Below are 21,420 nucleotides of genomic sequence, written 5' to 3'. Positions count from 1 at the left end.
CATGCTCACCAAACGCATTATACCATGCCTGGATATTAAAGACGGAAGAACCGTTAAAGGCATCAATTTTGAAAATATCCGTGATGCCGGCGATCCGGTGGAACTGGGCGCGCTATATGCCGCACAGGGCGCCGATGAACTGGTATTCCTCGATATCACCGCAACCAACGAACGAAGGAAAACGCTGGCAGAACTGGTTACCCAGATCGCGCGTCATGTGAACATCCCGTTTACGGTGGGTGGTGGCATTGCTTCCGTAGAAGATGTATATACGCTGTTGCAATCCGGCGCTGATAAAATCTCCGTAAATACTTCTGCCTTCAGGGACCCTTCACTGGTAAACCGGCTGGCACTGGAATTCGGCAGCCAATGCATAGTGCTGGCGATCGATACCCGTTTCGAAGAAGGCGACTGGTACGTATACCTGAACGGAGGCCGTGTGAAAACAGATAAGAAAGCATTCGACTGGGCGAAGGAAGCGGTAGACCGTGGTGCGGGAGAAATTCTGCTCACCTCCATGAACAACGACGGTACTAAAAAAGGCTTTGCGCTGGATATCACCGGCCAGCTGTCGCAGCACCTGAATGTACCGGTGATCGCTTCCGGGGGCGCAGGTACCATGGAGCATTTCGTGGATGTTTTCGAAAATGCGCAGGCAGATGCAGCCCTGGCGGCCAGCATCTTCCACTATAAGGAAATAGAAATACCGGCACTTAAAACCTTTCTCTACAACAGAGGGGTGAATGTAAGATTTTAGAGTTACCCGAAATAAGCTAACATGCAAATAGATTTTCAAAAGTCGCCCGATGGCCTGGTTCCGGCAATTATACAGGATTCCGTTACCAACAAAGTGCTGATGCTCGGTTATATGAACCGGGAATCGCTCGACAAAACCATGGAAGAAGGGAAAGTGACTTTTTTCAGCCGTTCAAAGCAACGTCTGTGGACAAAAGGCGAGGAAAGCGGCAATTTCCTTTTCGTAAAAGACCTCCGGGTAGATTGCGACCAGGATACGCTGCTCATCAAGGTAAGTCCTGTTGGACCGGTATGCCATACCGGTGCAGATACCTGCTGGGATGAGCAAAACCAAAGCAATGATTTCCTGAATGCCCTGGAAAATATTATCACCGACCGGAAGAATAATCCTTCCGACAAGTCTTATACTGCCAGCCTGTTTGCCCGTGGCATCAATAAGATCGCGCAGAAAGTAGGAGAGGAAGCAGTAGAAGTAGTGATTGAAGCCAAAGACAACAACGATGAGCTTTTCCTCAATGAATCGGCGGATTTGCTGTTTCATTATCTGATTCTGCTGCAGGCTAAGGGCTTTCAGCTGTCAGATGTTATTACCGTGTTAAAACAACGCCACAAGTAATGCGATAAATGCCGGCCGGTGACGGGTGCCTGTTTTGTTTTTATTTATTAATTCCTGATTATTAACCGATAGCGACCGGAAAAAATCAGGCCTGTTCGAAGTACCTGTTCCGGTCACCGGCCGGTCAAACTCCCTTATCCTTATTCCATCTCCCGGTACAAAATCTCTTCGTATATTACACCCCGCTAACTAATTAAAATTAATTGTAATGAAATATGTTTTCCTGCTTGCCACAGCTGCATTAATGGCTGTGGGTGTGAACGCCCAGCAGGTATCGGGCATTGTGAAAGGGGGCAATGGTAAAACCATTTATCTTTTTGACGACCAGGATAATAATCCGGATGATTCAGTAGTGATAAAGAACGAGCAGTTCAGTTTTCGGGTGAAAAGCGGGAAGGAACCGTCGGTTTACGCGTTGATTATGAAAGATGTGAACTATCCTATGCTGTTCGTTACCGGAGGCAATGAGCCCATTCACTTTGCCACTTCAGTGGCCACTTATCCCATTGCAGCCACTGTAAAGGGGAATGACAATACGCAGGCCATGCAGCAATATCAGAAAGCATTTGAGCCGCTTATCAAAAGGGCTCAGGAGCTGAATACAGAAGCCAGGGGAATCAATCCGGAAGATGAGCCGGCAAAAACAGCTTTCCGCAAGAAAGCCGACGTATTCAGCAGTGATGTGGTGAATACCGGAAAAGCGTTTATCAAATCGCACCCCCGGAATATTGCCAGCATCTGGCTGTTAATGAACGAGCTGCGTAGCAGATTGGAGCCGGAAGAATTCCAGCAGTTGTTTACATCTCTCGATAAGCCTATACAGGAAAGCCAGTATGGTAAGTCGGTAACGGCCTATATCAGGAGCCTGAAAGCGAATGGCGTTAATGTACCTGCGGATGATTTTTCCCAGGAAGATGTAAAAGGGCAACCGGTAAAATTATCTTCATTCCGTGGAAAATATGTGCTGGTCGACTTCTGGGCCAGCTGGTGCGGTCCCTGCCGCCAGGAAAACCCGAATGTGGTAAAAGCGTATAACAAATATAAAGGCAAGAATTTCACCATCCTCGGTGTATCCCTGGACGATAACCGCGATCGCTGGATGCGTGCTATCAGTCAGGACGGTCTTACCTGGATCCAGGTATCCGACCTGAGAGGCTGGGGCAACGAAGTGGCCGTTCAGTACGGTATACAGTCCATCCCATCCAACTTCCTCGTGGATCCGGATGGTAAGATCATCGCCCGGAACCTGCGGGGCGAAGAGCTGGAAGCAAAGCTGGAACAGTTGTTGAAATAGCCGCTTATCAAAATCAGGTTGACGAAAAGCAACCGATTTCACAAATTTGTTATTCGTAAAACCAAAAACCAATGAAGAGAACATTTGCGGGTATATTCCTCCTTGTGCCAGCAGTATTATTTGCCCAGGAAAAGAAGAGTGCGGCAGGTAAGCCTTATACCATACAGGGAACTATCACACAGCAGCATAATCCTGCTACTGTTTATCTCAGAATGCGCAAGGGTGGCGAAAACTTTGCAGATACCGCTCAGGTAAAAGATGGTAAATTCACTTTTAACGGAACATTGGAAGAACCAGGACTGGCAAGTCTGATGCTGGTGCAGAAAGGCGCTGAAAAGCCTGTTTCCATGGGGCGTGATATGCTGGCCATCTTCCTCGATAAGGGCAATATTTCCATCAATACTACTGATTCTATCAGCAAGGCCACTGTAGCGGGTTCTGGAGCAAATGATGATTATAAGAAGCTGAACGAGCAGCTGAAAGATGTGAATGAAAAAGGTGCCGACTTGCAAAAACGCTACCGGGAGCTTTCCAAAAACAAAGATGAGGAAGGCCTGAAGAAGCTGGAAACAGAATATGATGCGCTGGATGCGGAAGAAAAGAAGATCGAACAGGACTTCTTCCTGAAAAATACAAATTCACCGATCGCAATGTTCCTGTTGAACCAGATCGCCGGTTATGATATCAAACCTGCCGACGTTACACCGCTTTACAAAAAACTGGGCAAAGATGCCCGTCGTTCCCCATCCGGTAAGGAGTTCGCAAAAAGACTGGAATCGGCCCGTAAAACAGCCATAGGCCAGCCTGCGCTGGAATTCTCGCAAAACGACGCAGCCGGTAAGAGCATCAGCTTATCTTCATTCCGCGGAAAATACGTATTGGTCGATTTCTGGGCCAGCTGGTGTGGTCCCTGCCGTGCAGAGAACCCTAACGTGGTAAAAGCTTACGATAAATTCAAATCCAAAGGCTTCGAAATACTGGGTGTTTCTCTCGACGATAAGAAGGAAAAATGGGTGGCAGCTGTTGAAGCGGATAAACTCACCTGGACACATGTTTCCGATCTGAAAGGCTGGAAAAATGCAGCTGCCGATTTATACGGCGTAAGAGCCATTCCCCAGAATGTACTCGTAGATCCCAAAGGAAGGATTGTTGCCAGGAACCTGAGAGGTGAAGAGCTGGAATCGAAACTGACGGAAATACTGAAATAACTATTAGCCTTTAGCTTTTAGTCTTTAGCAAAATGCAGCGAAGATCACATGATATTTGATCATGTGATCTTCGCTGCATTTTGCTAACAGGTATTGATACAACAGTGCGGGGTGGGGAAGAAGCAACCGTAGGCAGAATTACGAATTACGGATTAGTGAGAAGACCTTAGTAAATAACACTATTTGCTAAGGTCTTTGTATTAATTTTTAAGTTTTAAAAAATAAATTTGGATATCTACGAAATATTCGTAGTTTTACGAAAAGATCGTAAATTACCTCATTATGGAAAAGCTGACCCTGCAGGAAGAAACTGCTATGCAAGCTATCTGGAAAGCGGGAAAGGGTTTTGTGAAAGATTTCCTGGAAGTACACATTGCACCCGCTCCGCCTTATACGACGCTGGCTTCCACTATTAAGAACCTGGAAAAAAAAGGGTTTGTGGAAAGTCGTAAGATTGGTAACGTATATGAATATACGCCGCTGATTGAAGAAGAAGCATATAAACGGAAGTTCATGAGCGGATTTGTGAAGAACTATTTTGAGAACTCCTATAAAGAACTGGTATCTTTTTTTGCGAAAGAAAAGAAAATCAGTCCTGATGAACTGAAAGAGATCATTAAGATGATCGAAAAAGGTAAACAGTAAAATTCCGGTTATGGTACCTGCTATTTTAATCTACCTGTTAAAAGCGAACATCGCGCTCACGCTGTTTTATCTGGCGTACCGCTTTGGTTTGCGCAGGTTAACCTTTTATACTTTAAACAGGTTGTTTCTGCTTGTCGGGATTGCATTTTCCTCCCTGTTTCCGCTGATTCCCATTAACGCTTTTGTAGCGCGGCATGAAATGGCGGGAACCGTGATGACTTACGTGCCGGATTTATCCAGTTGGGAGGCGCCGGCGCCTGAATTTACGGTGTGGACGGTGCTGGTATATATTTTCTGGACGGGGGTATCGGTAATGGCTATACGTTTTTTAATACAGTTGTTATCGTTATGGAGGCTGCACCGGAAGTCGGTTCCCGGGCAAATCCATCAGACGCCGGTGAAGCTGCTGAAAACTGAGCTGAGTCCGTTTTCGTTCTTCCGTAATATTTATATCAATCCGTCGTTGCATTTGCCCGAAGAGTTGCGGGCTATCCTGTGGCATGAAGCGGTACATGTGATACAATGGCACAGTGTTGATGTGATATTAGGTGAGATCAACAATATTTTCTATTGGTTTAATCCTGGTGCATGGCTGATGAAAACTGCCATCCGCGAGAACCTGGAGTTTATAACAGACAGGTATCTGTTAACGCAGGGAGTGGATAAAACCGCTTATCAATACAATCTGATCAAAGTTAGTGGGATCCCATATGCGACGGCCATCGCAAACAATTTCAATTTCTCACATCTAAAAAACAGGATCATCATGATGAACAGTAAAAAGTCATCAGGCTATCAGCTGGTGCGTTATCTTGTTCTCGGAGCACTGGCAGGCGGACTGGTGCTGACGCTGAACTACACCAGGGCATCGGTGGTGTTGAAAGCCGCCGTTGTAACAAAAGATTCTCTGCCCAATGAAAAAGAGAGCAGTGCACAATTAGCGCCTCCCGTTGTTGACGTGCTGACGTTTACTCAGGACAAAGCGGCTAAGAAAAATCAGCAAACACGGCATGCCGTGAAGATACACGATGGCGCAAACCCGGTATACGTGATCGATGGTGTACTGGCCAGTAAGGAGGCAATGGAGCATTACCAGGGAAAAGACCAGATCGATCAGATCAATGTCGTGAAAAATCCTTCTCCTGATCAGCTGATAGAGTATGGCAAACAGGCGAATAACGGTATCATCTTCGTGAGGTTAAAGCACAGGGGGCCCGAGCCGATAACCGTAGTTGGCATGCGAGCCGGCAAACCCGTTACCATGACTGGTACCACAACGATCAGCGGCAACACCGGCAGCATTGTATCAGGCGGATCTTCCACCCTGTTCGGTGGCGATGCCACGACGAAAATCCCTGATGATGTACTGGTAATAGTTGACGGCGCTGTGTCTTCCATGAATGAATTGAGTAGTATCCCGAAAGAAAATCTGGTAGCGATAAACGTGCTGAAAGATGAATCTGCAAGGGCTATCTATGGTGAACGTGGCAGGAATGGGGTGATACTTGTTACTACCAAAGCAGGAAAAAGCTCCATTAAAGAAGCCAGATCAGCTTCCGACAGTAGTAACGTTATAACTATCAAAACCCGGTAAAACTGACTTTTACCAACATACAGAAAGCCACGGTCCGCCACCGTGGCCTTTTTGTTTTACAGAACATTATCCGGATGTGACTGTTTATAATAGAAAGACGATTAGCCCGTTATTCTGTAATAAGGGGATGTTTCCCCGGTAAGTTAAAAATAGTCAGTATGCCAAACCTTATTCCTCCGGTGAATGTACTGGATCATATCTGGGGGAGCTCAGATGCAACGATAGAAGTAGTTGAATATGGCGATTTTCAATGCCCTTATTGCCAGGAGGCCTTTTTTATTGTGAAGAAATTATGGGAACGTTTTCAGGGGCAGCTGCGATTTGTGTTCCGGAATTTTCCTATGTCGGAAACACATGAATATGCAATGGATGCTGCATTGGCAGCTGAATCTGCCGGGAGGCAACATAAGTTCTGGGAGATGTATGAGGCGCTCTTCAGCCGCCAGGCAGATCTGAATGAAGAACTGATTCTGAAACTGGCGGCCGACCTAACACTGGATTTGCGGCAATTTTCTGAAGATATGGAAGATCCGCGGCTACTCAGCAGGGTGGAAGCCGATTTTGAAAGTGGTGTCCGGAGTGGCGTAAATAGTACGCCCGCTTTTTATCTGAACGGAAACCGTTACAACGGCGACTTCCACGTACTGGCTACCATACTGGAGCCCTGAAGCCGGGTTATTCAGCATTTTTCACGCACCTGAATCCCAGGTTCGCCAAGCCCGATTCCGGAGTGCTTTTCATTCGGGCTGAAACGCGGTATCCACGGCAATATTCATCGCTGCACATAAATGAGCCTCCCCTGATGACCCGCTTGGCCTGACCCGGATCGTCCGGATCAAAACCCGCTTCAGGACCGGCAGGATTCTTAGCTCCTTTTTCCTGGGTTTTATAGTAGTTGGCATCGTACCAGTCGTTGCACCACTCCCATACGTTCCCCGACATATCATACAGCTTATATCCGTTCGGTGCGTAGGACTTTACCGGTGCCAGTCCATAATACCCATCGGTTTGGGTATTGCGGTAAGGGAAATTGCCGTTCCAGGTATTGGCTTTGGGCTTACCCACAGTAAGTGGTTCATTGCCCCATGGATACATTTGGCCGGAAAGGCCGCCACGGGCTGCGTATTCCCATTCAGCTTCCGTAGGAAGGCGTTTACCCGCCCACTTGGCGTAAGCCTGGGCATCGAGCCAGGAAACCTGCGTTACGGGCTCATTATCTTTGTTGTTGATATCAGTGCCAGGCCCGCCGGGATGCTTCCAGGAAGCGCCCTTCACGAAAGTCCACCACTGACCGATATCATTGAGCGGCACTGCATGATCCGGCGGCGTGAATACCAGCGCTCCGGGAGCTGTCATTTCAGCGAGTTGGGAACTATCGGGCTGAGGTGCACCCGGCGCCAGACTGGCCAGCAATTCTTCCTTGCTAACCGGTTTTTCAGCAGTGGTTACATAGCCGGTAGCCGCTACAAACTCCGCGAATTCACGGTTGGTCACCTCATGTTCGTCCATCCAGAAACTGTGAATCTCTACCAGGTGCTTAGGGTATTCATCCACTACCCCGGTGCTGTCGTCCGCGCCCATAAAGAAACTTCCTGCAGGGATCAGCACCATTTTATTCAATGTATCTTTTCGGGCTGCCGCTGTTTGCCCCGACTGGCCACCGGCACAGCTGCAAAACAGGGCAAGGCCCAGCACAATATTTATCCTGGTCATCTTTTGTTCAACTGATTTATTGACACTAAAAATAGTATTTAAATCCGTCTGTTGCCCCCGTGGCTTAACAATTATATAATCAATTGTCAGCAAAAAGTGTTGTAAACTGCAGTTTAATTACGGGAGGTATATACACCCGGTTTTTTACAGGTATCGCATATGCAACAAACTGCCGTACCCTTTACCCGCAGGGATTTTGGCGATGATTTCCTATGGGGCGTGACCATTTCCGCTTTTCAGAACGAAGGTGCTTTCGATAAAGATGGCCGGGGGCCCTCCATCTGGGATACTTTTTCCGGCCGCAAAGGAAAGATCAAAGACAAAAGCCATGCACAGGTGGCAACTGATTTTTACCATCGTTATACACAAGATATACTACTGGCCAAATTGCTGGGTTTTTCGGTATTCCGGTTTTCCCTGTCGTGGTCCCGAATCATACCCAAAGGCACCGGTGCCGTGAACCGGGCCGGACTTGATTTTTACCACCGGGTAATTGATGCATGCCTGGAGCTGGGGCTGGAGCCCTATGTTACGCTGTATCACTGGGATCTGCCTCAGGCCCTGGAACATAAAGGGGGCTGGAGCCACAGGGGGGTGGTATTTGCTTTCGAAGAGTATGTGCGGCTATGTACCCGGGAATTCGGCAACAAGGTGAAAAACTGGATCGTTCTGAACGAGCCCTTTGGATTCACAGCGCTGGGATATATGCTGGGTGTGCATGCTCCCGGCAAGTTTGGGCTGTCGTGGTTTTTGCCAGCCGTTCATCATGCAGTACTGGCGCAGGCCGAAGCCGGCCGGGTGATCCGGGAAGAAGTACCGGGCGCTAGTATAGGTACTGCATTGTCCTGTTCTCAGATCATTCCCTATACCAATAATGAAGCGGATCTTCAAGCCGCACGCCGGGCGGATGCCCTGTTCAACCGCCTGTTCCTCGAACCTGCACTTGGCATGGGATATCCGACAGATGGATTTCCCCTGCTAAAACGCATCGAACGCAGGTATGCACTCTGGAGGGACTGGGACCGCCTGGCTTTTAATTTTGATTTCATTGGTGTACAAAATTATTTTCCGCTGGTAGTGAAGTATAATACCTTTATGCCCATCGTGAAGATATCCGAAGTGAAAGCCCGATACAGGAACGTTCCACTGACGGGGTTGGGCTGGGAAATAAATGGCAACGGATTATATGAAATGCTGAAACAATTTTCCTCCTATAAAGGCGTGAAAAAACTGATCGTTACAGAAGGCGGCGCCGCTTTTCCTGATATGCCCAATGAAGACGGCCGGGTGGAAGACATTTCCCGGATCAGCTATTTCCAGGAATACCTCTCTGCCGTGCTGAAAGCCCGTCAGGAAGGCATTCCTGTTGATGGTTATTTCGCCTGGACCCTTACCGACAACTTCGAATGGGCCGAAGGCTACCGCGCCCGTTTTGGCCTCGTTTACGTGAACTTCGAAACCCAGCAGCGCATTATTAAAGACTCCGGCTACTGGTTCAGAGAAATCCTGAACAGCCACTAGCCGTTACTGATTTAACCGTTTGAAGAACCAGATATCTCTCAGGCTGAAATTGAATACGGCGTTTATGTATGTTTCTTTAACAAGACCAGGTCCATTTTTACCACGCTGGCCTGCTTCCAGACCCAGGTAATATCGCAGCTGGCCGCTCTTGCTGGGAAGAGATACACCCAGGGTACCGGAGATATCCGTGATCTGTGTGGAGCTCACTACCAGCGGTGTCTGGTTATAACTGAACCCTGCCTGAAGTACTGCACCTTCGTAGGCCTGATTACCATACTGCCGTTTCAATACATACTCGATGCCGGTAGAGTAACGTTGCCCGTCCTGGTAGGCGTAAGTAGCACCGTTTTCATTGAGGCTGTTCCATAACTGGTGCCGGTAGTCGGCTACCCAGGTAAAGGTACCGTTGGTAAGACTCACACCCGCACCATATTCTGCAGGGAGTGTAAACCACGACGGATCCATATCTTTACTGAAGAGGGTGACGCCGTTTTGATCTGAGACAGTCAGCTTTTCCTGCAGTTTCATTTTCGTTTCAAACCGGTAAGTAGCGCCCAGTCCGATCTGCCAGTCTTTGCTGATCTTCCCGGCATATTGCGCACCCACGGTGAAGTTGGGCTTGAATCCGTATTTATTGTGCTGGGTTTGAGTAGAGTCGGAGCCTACATATTGCGTGATGTTCTGTGGCCCGAAGAGAAACGCGGTAGATACACCTGCCGAGAAGTTCTTATTCAGTTGAAATCCGTTGGAAATATACGCCCGGTTAAAACCTCCGGAGCCGGTAGTAGTGGCAGTTACAGGGGTATTGCTACCATTGATGTATTTGTCGTTCAATAGCTTGTAGTCGATTGTGCTGAATGGTGTAATACCGGCACTGATGCCCCAGAATTTGGCTGCTTTGAAACCAATGGCCAGTCGTTTGAAATTAATATCACCGGCATTCTGGGAAATACTATTGCCATTGTAGGTAATAGTCTGCGCCTTTATCGACACATCGAACATAAAGTTCTGGGTTGGCAGTGCACCGTAGGAGGCCGGGTTGAGTTCATTCAGGTATCCGCCGTGATGACGGGCGATACCGGTACTTCCCAGGCCGAAATTGCGGGTGTAATCCCTTGATTCGAGGTCGCCTATACCGAAGGCAGAGTAGATAGAATTAAGGCCATGCTGGGCCTTTGCTGCAGCGCTGCATAACAGAAAAACGATCAAACCGCTATATATCTTTATTCGCATGAGTATCCTTTATTTATACAACAGGTAGTACAACTGTATTTTAAGCCGGCTGTTCTGATTCCGCTGGTCGCCTATGACGAGCCTGTCGAGCGTTGTGCGTGCATCTGTTGCGCTGGGTGTCAGCAGTAATCCGCGCGTGGTAAGCGTGGTGGCTGTCTGTTGTTTAATGACGTAGTTGGTGATGTCGAAAATGTAATACGTATTGTCATTGAACTGGTTGTCCAGCTTCAATTGACCGTAGGTAAGGGTATCGGTCACGTTGTTGAGCTGATCTACTTCACAGAGTGCTACCCGGGGAGGCAGCCGGTCCTGCACGTAGCTACCGTTAACGGGTTTGACCGACAGGTATACTTTCATGATCTTAAAGAACTGTCCGAGGTAAATGAGATTGGTGATATAAGGAATATCCATTCGTGTAGCCGCTCCCGTTATAGGTTGTGCGAAGCCCTGGTTATTTACGCTTTGTGAGCTGAGTTCCTTTACTGTGCCGGTAAGCGGTGCTATCGGTGTGCCTGTACGATTGGCTGTTACCTGGTTGAACTGCAGGTTAGGCGCCTGCATTTTAAAATCTACATACCTGACAGTGGTAATCACTTCGTTAATGTGATAATACAATCGTATATACAGGCTCGAATCATTAGCCGCAAACGCCGATACCAGCTGGCTGTTAGCTCCTGCTCTTACATTAAGCCCTTTGAAAAACTCAAGGAAAGTGGCGTTGGTGGTGATATCCGGACTTTTATCCCGCAGCATATTGAACAGTTGGGTACCCAATTGATCCGACATATGTGCGGTGATGGTTTTATCCACATTAGGCCGTATGATCCCTGTGAAACTGCCTATGGGCGTGCTTTCTGTAGAGAAACTGCTGTTGTTGTACAGGTAGTAGAAATTTTTTGCTGTTTGTATGGTGGAAGTAACCCTGTATACATTCAGGTTTTGTACGGTCATAGAGTCGCCGGATACATATCCGTTAGGGCGCATCACCAGCACCATAGAATCGTATTGTGAACCGTTGAGCGGAATATCTATTGAGGCAGGTTGTGATATCTGGAAGAAAGACTGAACAGTTGATGTACCAAAAATAGGATCCACTCTTTTACCGGCGAGTAATACACCAGATCCTGAAGTAGGCATGGAATCCTGTTGTACAGTTTTCATCTGCACTGTCAGTGTATCTGTGAGAAGATAATCAGTGGGCTGGTTATTGTCTACAATATTATTATAGGTAAACCCGGTTTTCTGGCACGACGAAATGATAGCGGCCAGCAGCAACACCGGGAGCACTTTATAGCACCTCCTGGCAGCACTCCTGGAAAATAGATGATACATATTGTTCATGGTGCGCAATTTTAGACAGGTTGCCTGTTTTCAGTTCCTTTAATATGCCAATAGCCAAAATTCATCGATGAATAACTGAATCACTCCTTTATGCTGCCGGTGGTGCAGGAATAAGGGTTCAGGCCGAAAGAAACCTTTTGGTAGATGAAATAACGGTATCCGTCCTGTAAAATCAGGTGAATAGCTATTTCCTGTTTGCCGGAATGCTCCGGCGGATAATTTTGGCAGCAGTAAAAGAACATGCTAATGCGATATTTAAAAGGTTATAGTTTATTATTAATGGCTTCCCTGGCGGCCTGTTCGAAAAGTTCAAACACTACCACGTTGTTGGGGAACTGGATTAAGCGCTCTGAATTTGAGGGGGTGGCCAGAACTGCCGCTGCTTCTTTCGTTATTAATGATAAAGCATATGTAGGAACCGGGTATGATGGGCTTAACAGGTTACAGGATTTCTGGATGTACGATGTAGATCAGAATCAGTGGACACAGAAAGCCGCATTCAAAGGTCCGGCCCGCAGTAACGCTGTTGGTATGGCTGTCTCAGGTATGGGATATGTTGGAACCGGATACGATGGTATCAACAAAATGAATGACTTTTATCAATACGATCCTAACGCCAATGCATGGACGCCGAAGGCGCCTTTCGCCGGATCCGGCCGTTATGGCGCGGTAGCTTTCGGATTGAAGGACAGAGGATATATCAGTACCGGATACGATGGCAACTGGCTGAAAGATAACTGGGAATACAACCCTGCTACCGACAGCTGGACGCAGGCACAGAGTATCACCAGCGGTAAGAGAACAGATGCTTCCGTTTTTGTGATCAACAATAAGGCATATGTTTGCATGGGTACTGCCAACTCCAGTGCAGTTACGGATTTCTACGTATTCGACGGAGATACCAAACAGTGGAGCCCGCTCAATGCCATCGCCAATGTAAGTGATCAGAGCTTCGATGATCTGTACAACTTTGCAGGTAGCGGCGCTGCTGCTTTTGCCATGAGAGGTAAGGGCTATATTGTTGCCGGTATTAAAGGTACCTATTCCGCTGCCACCTGGGAGTATACGCCGGAAACTGACCGCTGGGTACAGAAAACCGACTTTGAAGGTGCGCCCCGTACAGGTGCTACCGGTTTCACTGTTAAAGACCGTGGCTTCGTTACACTGGGCATGGGCTCCAGCACGCCTTTCGACGATTTAAGAGAATTTGATCCTACAGCTGAGTATAACAAAAATGACTAAGCGCAATATTATTATCAGTGGTGCCGTATTGGTGGCATTGGGTTTCGGTGCCTGCTGGCTGCTCCCGAAGATCCAGGCTGCTAAAAAAGGATCGGACATGCTCGCTGTTGCAGTGGTGCCCTTCCAGATACGTGACGGATGGGGGTATAAAGTCGTTGTCGACGGCCATACTTACATCTACCAGGATGTTATTCCTGACATACCCGGCAACAAGGTATTCCGCACCCGGGAAAATGCTTTGCGCGTAGGAAACGTAGTCATGCAGAAGCTCACACATCATAAGATTCCATCCATTTCGCAACAGGAGATGGTGGATATGCAGATTGCAGAAGCTGAATAGAAAGAATTAAGAATACGGAATGAAGAAACAGCGTGTCTGTTTCTTCATTCCGTATTCTTAATTTTAATCTGATTTTAATTCTTCCGGGAATTTTAACAATCCCTTATACCCGACTTAACAAAGTTTAACACAAGTCTTACCCTATCTAACGTAAGTTTATCGCATCAAATAATACGATGCAATTTAAACGGATCATCAGAAGTCGTCCCTTCCTCATTTCCCTGCACATCCTTGGATGGGCGTGTTTTCTCTTTTTTCCTTTTTTTATTTATCGTATCCAGATACTTCATACCGGTTTTTTTATCAAAGAGCTGATAGATAACCTGTTTCTTATTGGCATCTTTTACCTGAATATCTATGTGCTCATTCCCCGTTATTTTAACAGGAAGAAGATTGTTTTATATTTCTGCAGTGTATTGGTGCTAATCGTTTTTGTTACGGCGCAACAAGCTGCTATTAATTATTATTTCTTCAAAAATTATGGACATCGTCCGCCGCTGATGATGGCCATGCGAACCGATAAAAGATTTTATAATTCAGATGTAACACAAAACCGCTTTCCTCCGTTTCACGGACAGCGTTTTTACAGGGAAACAGTACCTGCGGAAGCTATACGGATAAGAGAGGGAAAACTGGTGGATGACACGACCCAGGTCATTGCAGCCAAAAGGGCCGTCCCAATGATGCCAATACTGGACGCTGAAGGCCCTACGCTGCTCGAATACCTGCTTTTCCCGGACGTATTGCGCAGATCTGGTTTCTTCGCCCTGTTGATGCTCTTCATGAGCGGGTTTATCAAAATAGCGCTGGAATGGTTCAAGAGTGAGAAACAAAGAGAAGAACTGACCGTAGAGCGGTTAAATGCGGAATTGAAATTTTTAAAATCGCAAATTAATCCTCACTTCCTTTTTAACTGTCTAAACACCATTTACTCGCTGGCGCATAAACAATCGGTGCAAACGGAACATGCTATCCTGAAGCTATCAACCATCATGCGATACATGATCTATGAGTCGAACGAAGACAAAGTGCCGCTGTCACATGAACTAAAATATTTACAAGACTATATAGAGATACAAAAGCTCCGGCTGCCGAAGGATATTGAAATCAACTGCAATTTAAGCGGAGATGCGGACCGGCTCATGATTGAGCCGATGTTGCTGGTACCATTCGTGGAGAATGCTTTCAAACACGGTATCAGCTACGCGGAAGAATCTTTTATTGACATCAACATTACTACAACTGAAGATATGATCAGATTAACCGTCAGGAACAGTCACTTTAAGGAACGGGTTGCGGAAAGAGGAGGCATTGGTTTGGAAAATGTATTAAAACGCCTGAACCTGCTTTACGAAAACGAACACGAAATCCGGATAAGAGAAACGGAAGCCGAATTTATTGTAGATCTTAAAATCAAGCTGAAAAAATGATGAGGTGTATTGCTGTGGATGACGAGCCGCTGGCATTGGAAGTCATGGAAGACTATATCCGAAAGGTGCCTTTCCTGACGCTGGCCGGCAAATTCGAAAACGCGGCTACAGCGCTGCGTTTTATCCAGGATGAACCGGTAGACCTGGTATTCCTGGACATCAAAATGCCCGATATCACGGGTATCCAATTCCTTAAATCGCTGAAATACCCGCCTATGGTGATCTTTACTACAGCCTACGGGGAATACGCATTGGATGGGTTTAACCTCGATGTAGTAGATTACCTGCTGAAGCCGGTACCATTCGAACGTTTCCTCAAAGCTACTGCCAAAGCCAGTGAAACATGGACGGCCAGCCAGCAAAAAGCCCTGGGAAACACCAATACGATTGTACCCATGGAAGCTACCTGGGTGAATGATTACATCTTCATAAAAACAGAGTACAAGATCATCAAAATCAATCTGGAAGATATTCTTTTCATTGAAGCACTGAAAGACTATACGAAAATTTATACTCATAACCTGCCAGTACTTACCCTGCGCAGCCTCAAATCATTTGAAACCCGGTTGCCTGCCGATAAATTCATCCGCGTGCACCGCTCTTACCTGGTTTCCCTCAATAAGATCAACTCCGTAGAAAAGAATACCGTGATGATCGCTAATCAGTCGATTCCCATCTCCGACGGGTACCGCGACAGGTTTTATGATGTGATTAACAGGTATTCCTGATAAGGGAAGGGAATTACCAGCCCATAACAAATACAGTGAAGATTATATTATAATTAGCAAGATATAATTTTCGCTGTATTTGCTATGGGCCACAGGCTAATGGCTGTTTCATCTTTTTTTCCGAACTTCGCTGTCTTTTACAACCACCATTAATTATTCCTTTATCAAAAACCACCGACATTGGAAAGAATTTACTTTGACAATGCAGCTACCACCTCACTGGACCCGGCAGTACTAGAGGCAATGCTGCCTTTTATGACGGAAAAGTTCGGAAACCCATCCTCTATCTATTCTTACGGACGGGAGTCCAGACTGGGCATAGAAAACGCCCGTAAATCAGTAGCGAAGATTCTGAATGCACATCCGGGAGAGATCTTCTTTACCTCAGGCGGTACAGAAAGCAGCAACACAGCTATCAATGCTGCTATCAACGACCTGGGTTGCAGGCACATTATTTCTTCCCCTATTGAGCATCATGCTACCCTGCACACCGTGGAGCATTTGCATCATCATCATGGCGTTGGGCTTTCTTTTGTAAGAATTTTACCTTCCGGCCATGTCGATATGGATCACCTGCGCGAACTGTTGCAGCAATCCACTGAAAAATGCCTGGTTACCCTCATGCATGCCAACAATGAGATCGGTAACCTGCTGGATCTCTATGCTGTAGGCAACCTTTGCAAGGAATTTGATGCCATCTTCCACTCCGATACTGTACAAACAGTAGGGCACTATCCGTTCGACCTCCGCAATACCCCGGTACATTTCATTACCGGCGCCGGACATAAGTTTCACGGGCCTAAAGGCGTAGGTATCTTATATATTAACGAAAATGTTAAAATAACTCCTTACATACAGGGAGGAAGCCAGGAAAGGAACATGCGTGCCGGTACGGAAAATCTGTACGGTATCATCGGATTTGCCAAAGCCCTGGAAATTGCCACTGCGGCTCATGAAGAGCATAGTGCTCATATCAACGGTGTTCGTATGTACATGGCAGAACAGCTGCAGCAGCATATCCCGGGAGTTGCTTTCAACGGCGACCTCTATGGAAAAAGTCTGTATACCGTGTTGAACGTGGCTTTCCCTAAATCTGAAAAGAGTGAAATGATCCTCTTTAACATGGATATCAACGGTATCTGTGCTTCTGGTGGCAGTGCGTGTACTTCCGGCGCGAATGCCGGTTCCCACGTTATCCGCGCCATCAACAGTAACCCAAACCAGATCGCTGTACGCTTTTCCTTCAGCAAGCATAATACGAAGGAAGAAGTGGATAAGGTGATTGTAAAGTTGAAAGAGCTGATTTGAGATAATTAAACTTTAATCAATAGAAAAAAGGCCTTAGCGGATAATCATCGCTAAGGCCTTTTTTCTATTGATTAAAGTTTAATTATCTCGATATCGCTTCTTTTATATCCGCCATAATGCGTTTCGCGATATTATCCGCGGTAGTTTCATTCTGGCTTTCAGCGTAGATACGGATAATAGGTTCGGTGTTGGAAGTACGGAGATGTACCCAATCCTTGTCGAATTCTATTTTCAGACCGTCTTCTGTGTTAATCGGCTGGTTTTTATATTTCAGCTTGATTTTTTCGAAGATGGTTTTTACGTCCACACCTTTATCCAGCTCTATTTTGTTTTTGGAGATAAAGTAATCAGGATAGCTGTTGCGCAGGGCTTTGATGCTTTTCTTGCTGCGGGCCAGGTGGCTGAGGAAGAGGCCGATACCAATCAGGGCATCACGACCATAATGAAGATCGGGCACAATGATACCGCCATTACCTTCTCCTCCGATTACTGCCTGGGTATCTTTCATTTTCTTTACCACATTCACTTCTCCAACAGCAGAAGGATGGTATTCGCCACCATGTTTCAGGGTCACATCTTTCAGTGCCTGTGTAGATGACATATTGGAAACCGTATTTCCTTTTTTGCAGCTCAATACGTAGTCAGCTACTGCTACAAGGGTATATTCTTCACCAAACATGCCGCCATCTTCGCAAACGAAGCACAAACGGTCTACATCCGGATCTACAGCAATACCCATATCTGCATTGGATTTGTTTACCTCGTTAGACAAAGCAGTAAGGTTTTCCGGCAGCGGTTCAGGATTATGACTGAATTTACCGGTTACTTCTCCGAACAGCACTTCTACTTCTTCCACCCCGAGCGCTTTCAGCAGGGGCGGTACAAACAGCGCACCGGTGGAGTTGACCGCATCTACTACAATTTTGAAGTTACGTTCTTTAATAGCGGCTACATCTACCAGGGGATAGTTAACCACCAGGTCGATATGCTTCTGCAGATAAGAATCATCCTGCGTGTAAGTGCCGAGCTTGTTTACATCAACAAAGCTGAAATCTTCACGGGCAGCGATATCCAGCAGCTGGGCGCCGTCTTCTCCGGAAATGAATTCACCTTTGCTGTTGAGCAGTTTCAGCGCATTCCACTCTCTTGGGTTATGGCTGGCAGTGAGGATAATCCCTCCTGCTGCATTTTCCATAGTAACCGCCAGTTCTACGGTGGGGGTGGTAGACAATCCCAGGTCTACTACATCAATGCCCAATGCATTCAATGTAGATACAACCAGGTTTTTTACCATTTCACCGGAGATACGGCCATCGCGGCCGATCACTACTTTACGGTTGTCAGTTTGCTGGCTCAGCCAGGTTCCGTATGCCGCTGTGAATTTTACCACATCTAATGGAGAAAGTCCCTCGCCGGGCTTACCGCCTATGGTTCCGCGTATACCGGAAATCGATTTGATCAGTGCCACAAGAATCTGTTTTTAAAGGAAGGCAAATATAAAAAAATCCATTTCAGAATTCCTAATTATGAAAAGATGACGGAAGGTACACTGTTATCCCGTCTATTTTTCAATTTTCCGCAGCCACTTTTCCCTATATTTGCAGCTACGCTTTTCAAAAAACAGCTATACGTTACATGCAATACTCGTGGAAGAATATACCCCGGTATATTCGTTATGTGTTTGTTCAAACGCTTTACCTCTTCCTGTTAATGGCGATGTTCAGGGTTATTTTTTTCCTGTTCTTCTTCAAAACCACCATTACAGATCACACGGCGATAGCAAAAGCGTGGAACCTGGGGCTCCGGTTCGATCTCAGACTCTCCCTGTACCTGATGATACCCGTACTGATAACCGCCCTCATCACACGTAACAACTTCTTTACCATAAAAGCGCTCCGCAAAGCTAATTTCATCTACTTCTTCCTGGTTTACTTACTACTCATCCTCCTTTATATATTGGATCTCGGGCATTACGATTACCTGGGCATGCGCCTCGATCCTTCCATTATGCGTTTCCTCGCTAAAGGCGAGCGGGCCGATAATGCCCGCATGGTTTGGCAGAGCTATCCTGTGGTAAGAGGCGTGTTGGGGATTTTTGTGGCGATGTTCCTGCTGTACCGCCTGCAGAAAGCTACCTGGAAGAAATTTGCCGCTCAATCTGTTGTATACCTGCGCAACTGGCCTTATACCGGCTATGTGATTGGGATGGTATTGCTCTTTGGTGCCGGCTGTTACGGAAACGTAGCCTATTTCCCGCTGCGCTGGAGCCAGGCGATGTTCACCCGGGATAATGGCGTTACCAGTCTTGGCCTGAACCCGATCCTGTATTTTATTTCCAACTTTTCTGTGAAAGGCGATACCTACGATTTGCCTGCCACTAAAAAATACTATCCCACTATTGCATCTTACTTAAAAACCGATACCCTCGACACGGAAAAACTCAGCTACGAACGCACGGTTGCGGGCGACAGCTCAAAGCCCCGGCTCAATGTGGTACTGGTAATGCTGGAATCGACAGGTGCTGCGGTTACTTCCATGTACGGAAACCCGATGCAGGCCACTCCTCATATGAAGCGCGTGGCTGACAGCGGGATCCTGTTCAGGAACTTTTATGTGCCGGCCATCAGTACTGCTAAAACTGTTTTCGGAGTGCATACCGGCCTGCCTGATATCACATCCGTGAAAACAGCCAGCCGTCATCCTAAAATGCTGGATCAGCGGATTGTAATGGACCAGTTCAAGGGATACGATAAACTATACCTGCTGGGCGGAAATACAAACTGGGCCAATATCCGCGCGGTATTCACCAATAATGTGGAAGGCATCCGCATCTTTGAGGAAGGAATGTATAAATCGCCTAAGGCAGATGTATGGGGCATCTCAGATTATGACCTTATCACAGAAGCCAGCGGCATTTTTAAGGAAGATAATGATAAGAAACAGCCTTTCGTGGCCTTCCTCCAGCTGGCAGATAATCACCCGCCTTACACTACTACCAGTGGCGCGGGCGATTTTAAAAAGCTGACAGAAAAAGACCTGGACATGAATGCTTTCAAAAAGTCCGGTTTTGTATCCGTTGATCAGTTTAATGCCCTGCGGTATGAAGACTATAACGTAGGTCATCTCATAGATATGGCCCGCAAGGATGGCTATCTTGATAACACCATTTTTGTATTTTTCGGGGATCATAACTGTATACTGAATCCCTATAGCTTTATGCCGCTGCCGGAATACGAACTGGCAACAGGAGGGGTGCATGTTACCGCTTTCATGTACAGCCCGAAACACCTGGCGCCACAGCAGATCACTACGCCGGCCAGCCTGCTGGATGTATATCCGACGGTAGCCGGGATGGTAGGCATGCCGTATAAAAACTATACCCTGGGGGTAAACCTGTTCGATACTGCAAGGGGGAACAACAGGTATGTGTTTGTCAATTACCTGCGTAACCAGATGCCTTACATCAGTGTGCTGGGAGATCAGTACCTGTATGAAATAAACATGACTACACATGCCACTGCTTTGTATGATCTGAAGGCCGATCCACAGAAAAATATCCAGGCGCAATTACCGGATACAGCAAGAAGTCTTGATAATTTAACACATGGTTTTTACGAAAGTACCCGATACTTGCTGTTCAATAATAAAAAGGTATCGGGGAAATAGGTACTGAGCAGAGGAAAAACAGATTTTGTATTTTATTTATATGGAAGTAGATAAATCCTGGTTTAAAGATTGGTTCAATTCGCCTTATTACCATCTGTTATATGATAACAGGGACGAAAGGGAAGCGGCAGCATTTATTGACAAATTGCTCGCCTACCTGCGTCCTGCGCCCGATGCCAATGTGCTGGATGTAGCCTGTGGCAGGGGGCGTCATGCAAAGTACCTGGCGGATAAGGGCTTTTATGTGACTGGGATAGATCTTTCCATTGAAAGCATCAACATTGCTAAAAAGCTGGAAAACGAGCACCTGAGCTTCTTTCAGCATGATATGCGTTTGCCCTTCCGGGTAAATTATTTCGATATAGTAGTTAATTTTTTCACCAGCTTCGGATATTTCGATACGCAGCGGGATAACGATAATGCCCTGCGTACCCTTCGGAATGCCCTGAAACCGGGCGGAAAGCTGGTATTGGATTATCTGAACAGCGGCTACGTAGCCAGCCACCTGGTATATGATGAGGTGAAAGAGAAAGACGGAGTAGTGTTTGATATACACCGGAAACTGGAAGCTGCGAAGTTCATTAAGCAGATTAATGTACTGGATAAGGAACGGATGTTGCGGGCTACCTATACAGAACGTGTGAATGCCTTTACCAGAACGGATTTTGAGGCCATGTTTGCCCGGCAGGGCCTTGAAATAACGGAAATATTCGGTGACTATCACTTTAACAGCTATGATGAACAACGCTCACCACGCCAGATCATCATCGCCACAAAATTATAGC

Annotated in this window: 19 protein-coding genes; 15 read left to right on the top strand and 4 right to left on the bottom strand. The window is 46.6% G+C overall.

The window, feature by feature from the left end; genetic code table 11:
* The first annotated feature begins 1 nt into the window (after position 1).
* From hisF to UNH61_RS24305, 7 genes are all read left to right on the top strand, one after another.
* The gene (gene hisF, locus UNH61_RS24335) at positions 2-757 is read left to right on the top strand and encodes an imidazole glycerol phosphate synthase subunit HisF (protein ID WP_326994623.1); all 756 of its coding nucleotides are present in this window, start codon (positions 2-4) and stop codon (positions 755-757) included.
* Positions 758-778: 21 nt separating this feature from the next.
* The gene (gene hisIE, locus UNH61_RS24330; protein ID WP_326994622.1) at positions 779-1,372 is read left to right on the top strand and encodes a bifunctional phosphoribosyl-AMP cyclohydrolase/phosphoribosyl-ATP diphosphatase HisIE; all 594 of its coding nucleotides are present in this window, start codon (positions 779-781) and stop codon (positions 1,370-1,372) included.
* A 208-nt stretch (positions 1,373-1,580) separates the two neighbouring features.
* On the top strand, positions 1,581-2,666 hold the full coding sequence (locus tag UNH61_RS24325) for an AhpC/TSA family protein (RefSeq protein WP_326994621.1): 1,086 nt from the start codon (positions 1,581-1,583) through the stop codon (positions 2,664-2,666).
* Positions 2,667-2,737: 71 nt separating this feature from the next.
* A complete protein-coding gene (locus UNH61_RS24320) occupies positions 2,738-3,874 on the top strand; it encodes a TlpA disulfide reductase family protein (RefSeq protein ID WP_326994620.1) in 1,137 nt (378 codons plus the stop codon).
* Between the two features lie 282 nt (positions 3,875-4,156).
* Positions 4,157-4,519: a BlaI/MecI/CopY family transcriptional regulator gene (locus UNH61_RS24315; RefSeq protein ID WP_326994619.1), complete on the top strand. Its 363-nt coding sequence runs from the start codon at positions 4,157-4,159 to the stop codon at positions 4,517-4,519.
* 10 nt (positions 4,520-4,529) lie between these two features.
* Positions 4,530-6,113: a M56 family metallopeptidase gene (locus UNH61_RS24310; RefSeq protein WP_326994618.1), complete on the top strand. Its 1,584-nt coding sequence runs from the start codon at positions 4,530-4,532 to the stop codon at positions 6,111-6,113.
* Between the two features lie 158 nt (positions 6,114-6,271).
* Positions 6,272-6,781 (top strand): thioredoxin domain-containing protein, encoded by a 510-nt coding sequence (locus UNH61_RS24305; protein WP_326994617.1) that lies wholly within the window; start codon positions 6,272-6,274, stop codon positions 6,779-6,781.
* Positions 6,782-6,788: 7 nt separating this feature from the next.
* On the opposite strand, the gene UNH61_RS24300 is transcribed toward UNH61_RS24305, so the two are convergent.
* Positions 6,789-7,826: a formylglycine-generating enzyme family protein gene (locus tag UNH61_RS24300; protein WP_326994616.1), complete on the bottom strand. Its 1,038-nt coding sequence runs from the start codon at positions 7,824-7,826 to the stop codon at positions 6,789-6,791.
* 159 nt (positions 7,827-7,985) lie between these two features.
* Between UNH61_RS24300 and UNH61_RS24295 the strand changes: the two genes are divergently transcribed.
* Positions 7,986-9,347, top strand: coding sequence for a GH1 family beta-glucosidase (locus UNH61_RS24295; protein WP_326994615.1), 1,362 nt, complete (start codon positions 7,986-7,988; stop codon positions 9,345-9,347).
* Positions 9,348-9,350: 3 nt separating this feature from the next.
* Here the strand turns inward: UNH61_RS24295 and UNH61_RS24290 are convergent, their stop codons facing one another.
* Both UNH61_RS24290 and UNH61_RS24285 read right to left on the bottom strand, forming a co-directional pair.
* Complete coding sequence (locus tag UNH61_RS24290; RefSeq protein ID WP_326994614.1) at positions 9,351-10,580, bottom strand: hypothetical protein; 1,230 nt, start codon at positions 10,578-10,580, stop codon at positions 9,351-9,353.
* 9 nt (positions 10,581-10,589) lie between these two features.
* On the bottom strand, positions 10,590-11,921 hold the full coding sequence (locus UNH61_RS24285; protein WP_326994613.1) for a DUF4270 family protein: 1,332 nt from the start codon (positions 11,919-11,921) through the stop codon (positions 10,590-10,592).
* A 246-nt stretch (positions 11,922-12,167) separates the two neighbouring features.
* Here UNH61_RS24285 and UNH61_RS24280 point away from each other — a divergent pair, with 246 nt between their 5' ends.
* The 5 genes from UNH61_RS24280 (at position 12,168) to UNH61_RS24260 (ending at position 16,969) form a co-directional block, all read left to right on the top strand.
* Entirely contained in the window at positions 12,168-13,163 is a 996-nt protein-coding gene (locus UNH61_RS24280) for a hypothetical protein (RefSeq protein WP_326994612.1), read from the top strand.
* A complete protein-coding gene (locus tag UNH61_RS24275; RefSeq protein ID WP_326994611.1) occupies positions 13,156-13,503 on the top strand; it encodes a DUF4907 domain-containing protein in 348 nt (115 codons plus the stop codon). Before UNH61_RS24280 ends, UNH61_RS24275 begins: the two co-directional genes overlap by 8 nt.
* Positions 13,504-13,679: 176 nt before the next feature.
* Positions 13,680-14,933 (top strand): histidine kinase, encoded by a 1,254-nt coding sequence (locus UNH61_RS24270; RefSeq protein WP_326994610.1) that lies wholly within the window; start codon positions 13,680-13,682, stop codon positions 14,931-14,933.
* On the top strand, positions 14,930-15,661 hold the full coding sequence (locus UNH61_RS24265) for a LytTR family DNA-binding domain-containing protein (RefSeq protein ID WP_326994609.1): 732 nt from the start codon (positions 14,930-14,932) through the stop codon (positions 15,659-15,661). The genes UNH61_RS24270 and UNH61_RS24265 overlap by 4 nt, the downstream gene beginning before the upstream one ends.
* 180 nt (positions 15,662-15,841) lie before the next feature.
* Positions 15,842-16,969 (top strand): cysteine desulfurase family protein, encoded by a 1,128-nt coding sequence (locus UNH61_RS24260; protein ID WP_326994608.1) that lies wholly within the window; start codon positions 15,842-15,844, stop codon positions 16,967-16,969.
* 82 nt (positions 16,970-17,051) lie between these two features.
* On the opposite strand, the gene glmM is transcribed toward UNH61_RS24260, so the two are convergent.
* Positions 17,052-18,437 (bottom strand): phosphoglucosamine mutase, encoded by a 1,386-nt coding sequence (glmM, locus tag UNH61_RS24255; protein WP_326994607.1) that lies wholly within the window; start codon positions 18,435-18,437, stop codon positions 17,052-17,054.
* Positions 18,438-18,604: 167 nt separating this feature from the next.
* Here glmM and UNH61_RS24250 point away from each other — a divergent pair, with 167 nt between their 5' ends.
* Together UNH61_RS24250 and UNH61_RS24245 are read left to right on the top strand one after the other, a co-directional pair.
* Positions 18,605-20,635: an LTA synthase family protein gene (locus UNH61_RS24250; RefSeq protein WP_326994606.1), complete on the top strand. Its 2,031-nt coding sequence runs from the start codon at positions 18,605-18,607 to the stop codon at positions 20,633-20,635.
* 40 nt (positions 20,636-20,675) lie between these two features.
* Positions 20,676-21,419: a class I SAM-dependent methyltransferase gene (locus UNH61_RS24245; RefSeq protein ID WP_326994605.1), complete on the top strand. Its 744-nt coding sequence runs from the start codon at positions 20,676-20,678 to the stop codon at positions 21,417-21,419.
* Position 21,420 lies beyond the last annotated feature (1 nt).

It is taken from the genome of Chitinophaga sp. 180180018-3, assembly GCF_037893185.1.
GTDB lineage: Bacteria > Bacteroidota > Bacteroidia > Chitinophagales > Chitinophagaceae > Chitinophaga.
Note: the sequence above shows the minus strand (reverse complement) of the source record. Positions and strands in the feature narration are given on the sequence as shown.

What these genes read in the sequence shown, in the direction of transcription:
- UNH61_RS24285 (WP_326994613.1), bottom strand. Translation starts at nt 11,921, where the DNA reads ATGAACAATATGTATCATCTATTTTCCAGGAGTGCTGCCAGGAGGTGC.
- UNH61_RS24295 (WP_326994615.1), top strand. Translation starts at nt 7,986, where the DNA reads ATGCAACAAACTGCCGTACCCTTTACCCGCAGGGATTTTGGCGATGAT.
- UNH61_RS24320 (WP_326994620.1), top strand. Translation starts at nt 2,738, where the DNA reads ATGAAGAGAACATTTGCGGGTATATTCCTCCTTGTGCCAGCAGTATTA.
- UNH61_RS24265 (WP_326994609.1), top strand. Translation starts at nt 14,930, where the DNA reads ATGATGAGGTGTATTGCTGTGGATGACGAGCCGCTGGCATTGGAAGTC.
- UNH61_RS24315 (WP_326994619.1), top strand. Translation starts at nt 4,157, where the DNA reads ATGGAAAAGCTGACCCTGCAGGAAGAAACTGCTATGCAAGCTATCTGG.
- UNH61_RS24310 (WP_326994618.1), top strand. Translation starts at nt 4,530, where the DNA reads ATGGTACCTGCTATTTTAATCTACCTGTTAAAAGCGAACATCGCGCTC.
- UNH61_RS24270 (WP_326994610.1), top strand. Translation starts at nt 13,680, where the DNA reads ATGCAATTTAAACGGATCATCAGAAGTCGTCCCTTCCTCATTTCCCTG.
- UNH61_RS24275 (WP_326994611.1), top strand. Translation starts at nt 13,156, where the DNA reads ATGACTAAGCGCAATATTATTATCAGTGGTGCCGTATTGGTGGCATTG.
- UNH61_RS24245 (WP_326994605.1), top strand. Translation starts at nt 20,676, where the DNA reads ATGGAAGTAGATAAATCCTGGTTTAAAGATTGGTTCAATTCGCCTTAT.
- UNH61_RS24305 (WP_326994617.1), top strand. Translation starts at nt 6,272, where the DNA reads ATGCCAAACCTTATTCCTCCGGTGAATGTACTGGATCATATCTGGGGG.
- hisIE (WP_326994622.1), top strand. Translation starts at nt 779, where the DNA reads ATGCAAATAGATTTTCAAAAGTCGCCCGATGGCCTGGTTCCGGCAATT.
- UNH61_RS24250 (WP_326994606.1), top strand. Translation starts at nt 18,605, where the DNA reads ATGCAATACTCGTGGAAGAATATACCCCGGTATATTCGTTATGTGTTT.
- UNH61_RS24290 (WP_326994614.1), bottom strand. Translation starts at nt 10,580, where the DNA reads ATGCGAATAAAGATATATAGCGGTTTGATCGTTTTTCTGTTATGCAGC.
- hisF (WP_326994623.1), top strand. Translation starts at nt 2, where the DNA reads ATGCTCACCAAACGCATTATACCATGCCTGGATATTAAAGACGGAAGA.
- UNH61_RS24300 (WP_326994616.1), bottom strand. Translation starts at nt 7,826, where the DNA reads ATGACCAGGATAAATATTGTGCTGGGCCTTGCCCTGTTTTGCAGCTGT.
- UNH61_RS24280 (WP_326994612.1), top strand. Translation starts at nt 12,168, where the DNA reads ATGCGATATTTAAAAGGTTATAGTTTATTATTAATGGCTTCCCTGGCG.
- UNH61_RS24325 (WP_326994621.1), top strand. Translation starts at nt 1,581, where the DNA reads ATGAAATATGTTTTCCTGCTTGCCACAGCTGCATTAATGGCTGTGGGT.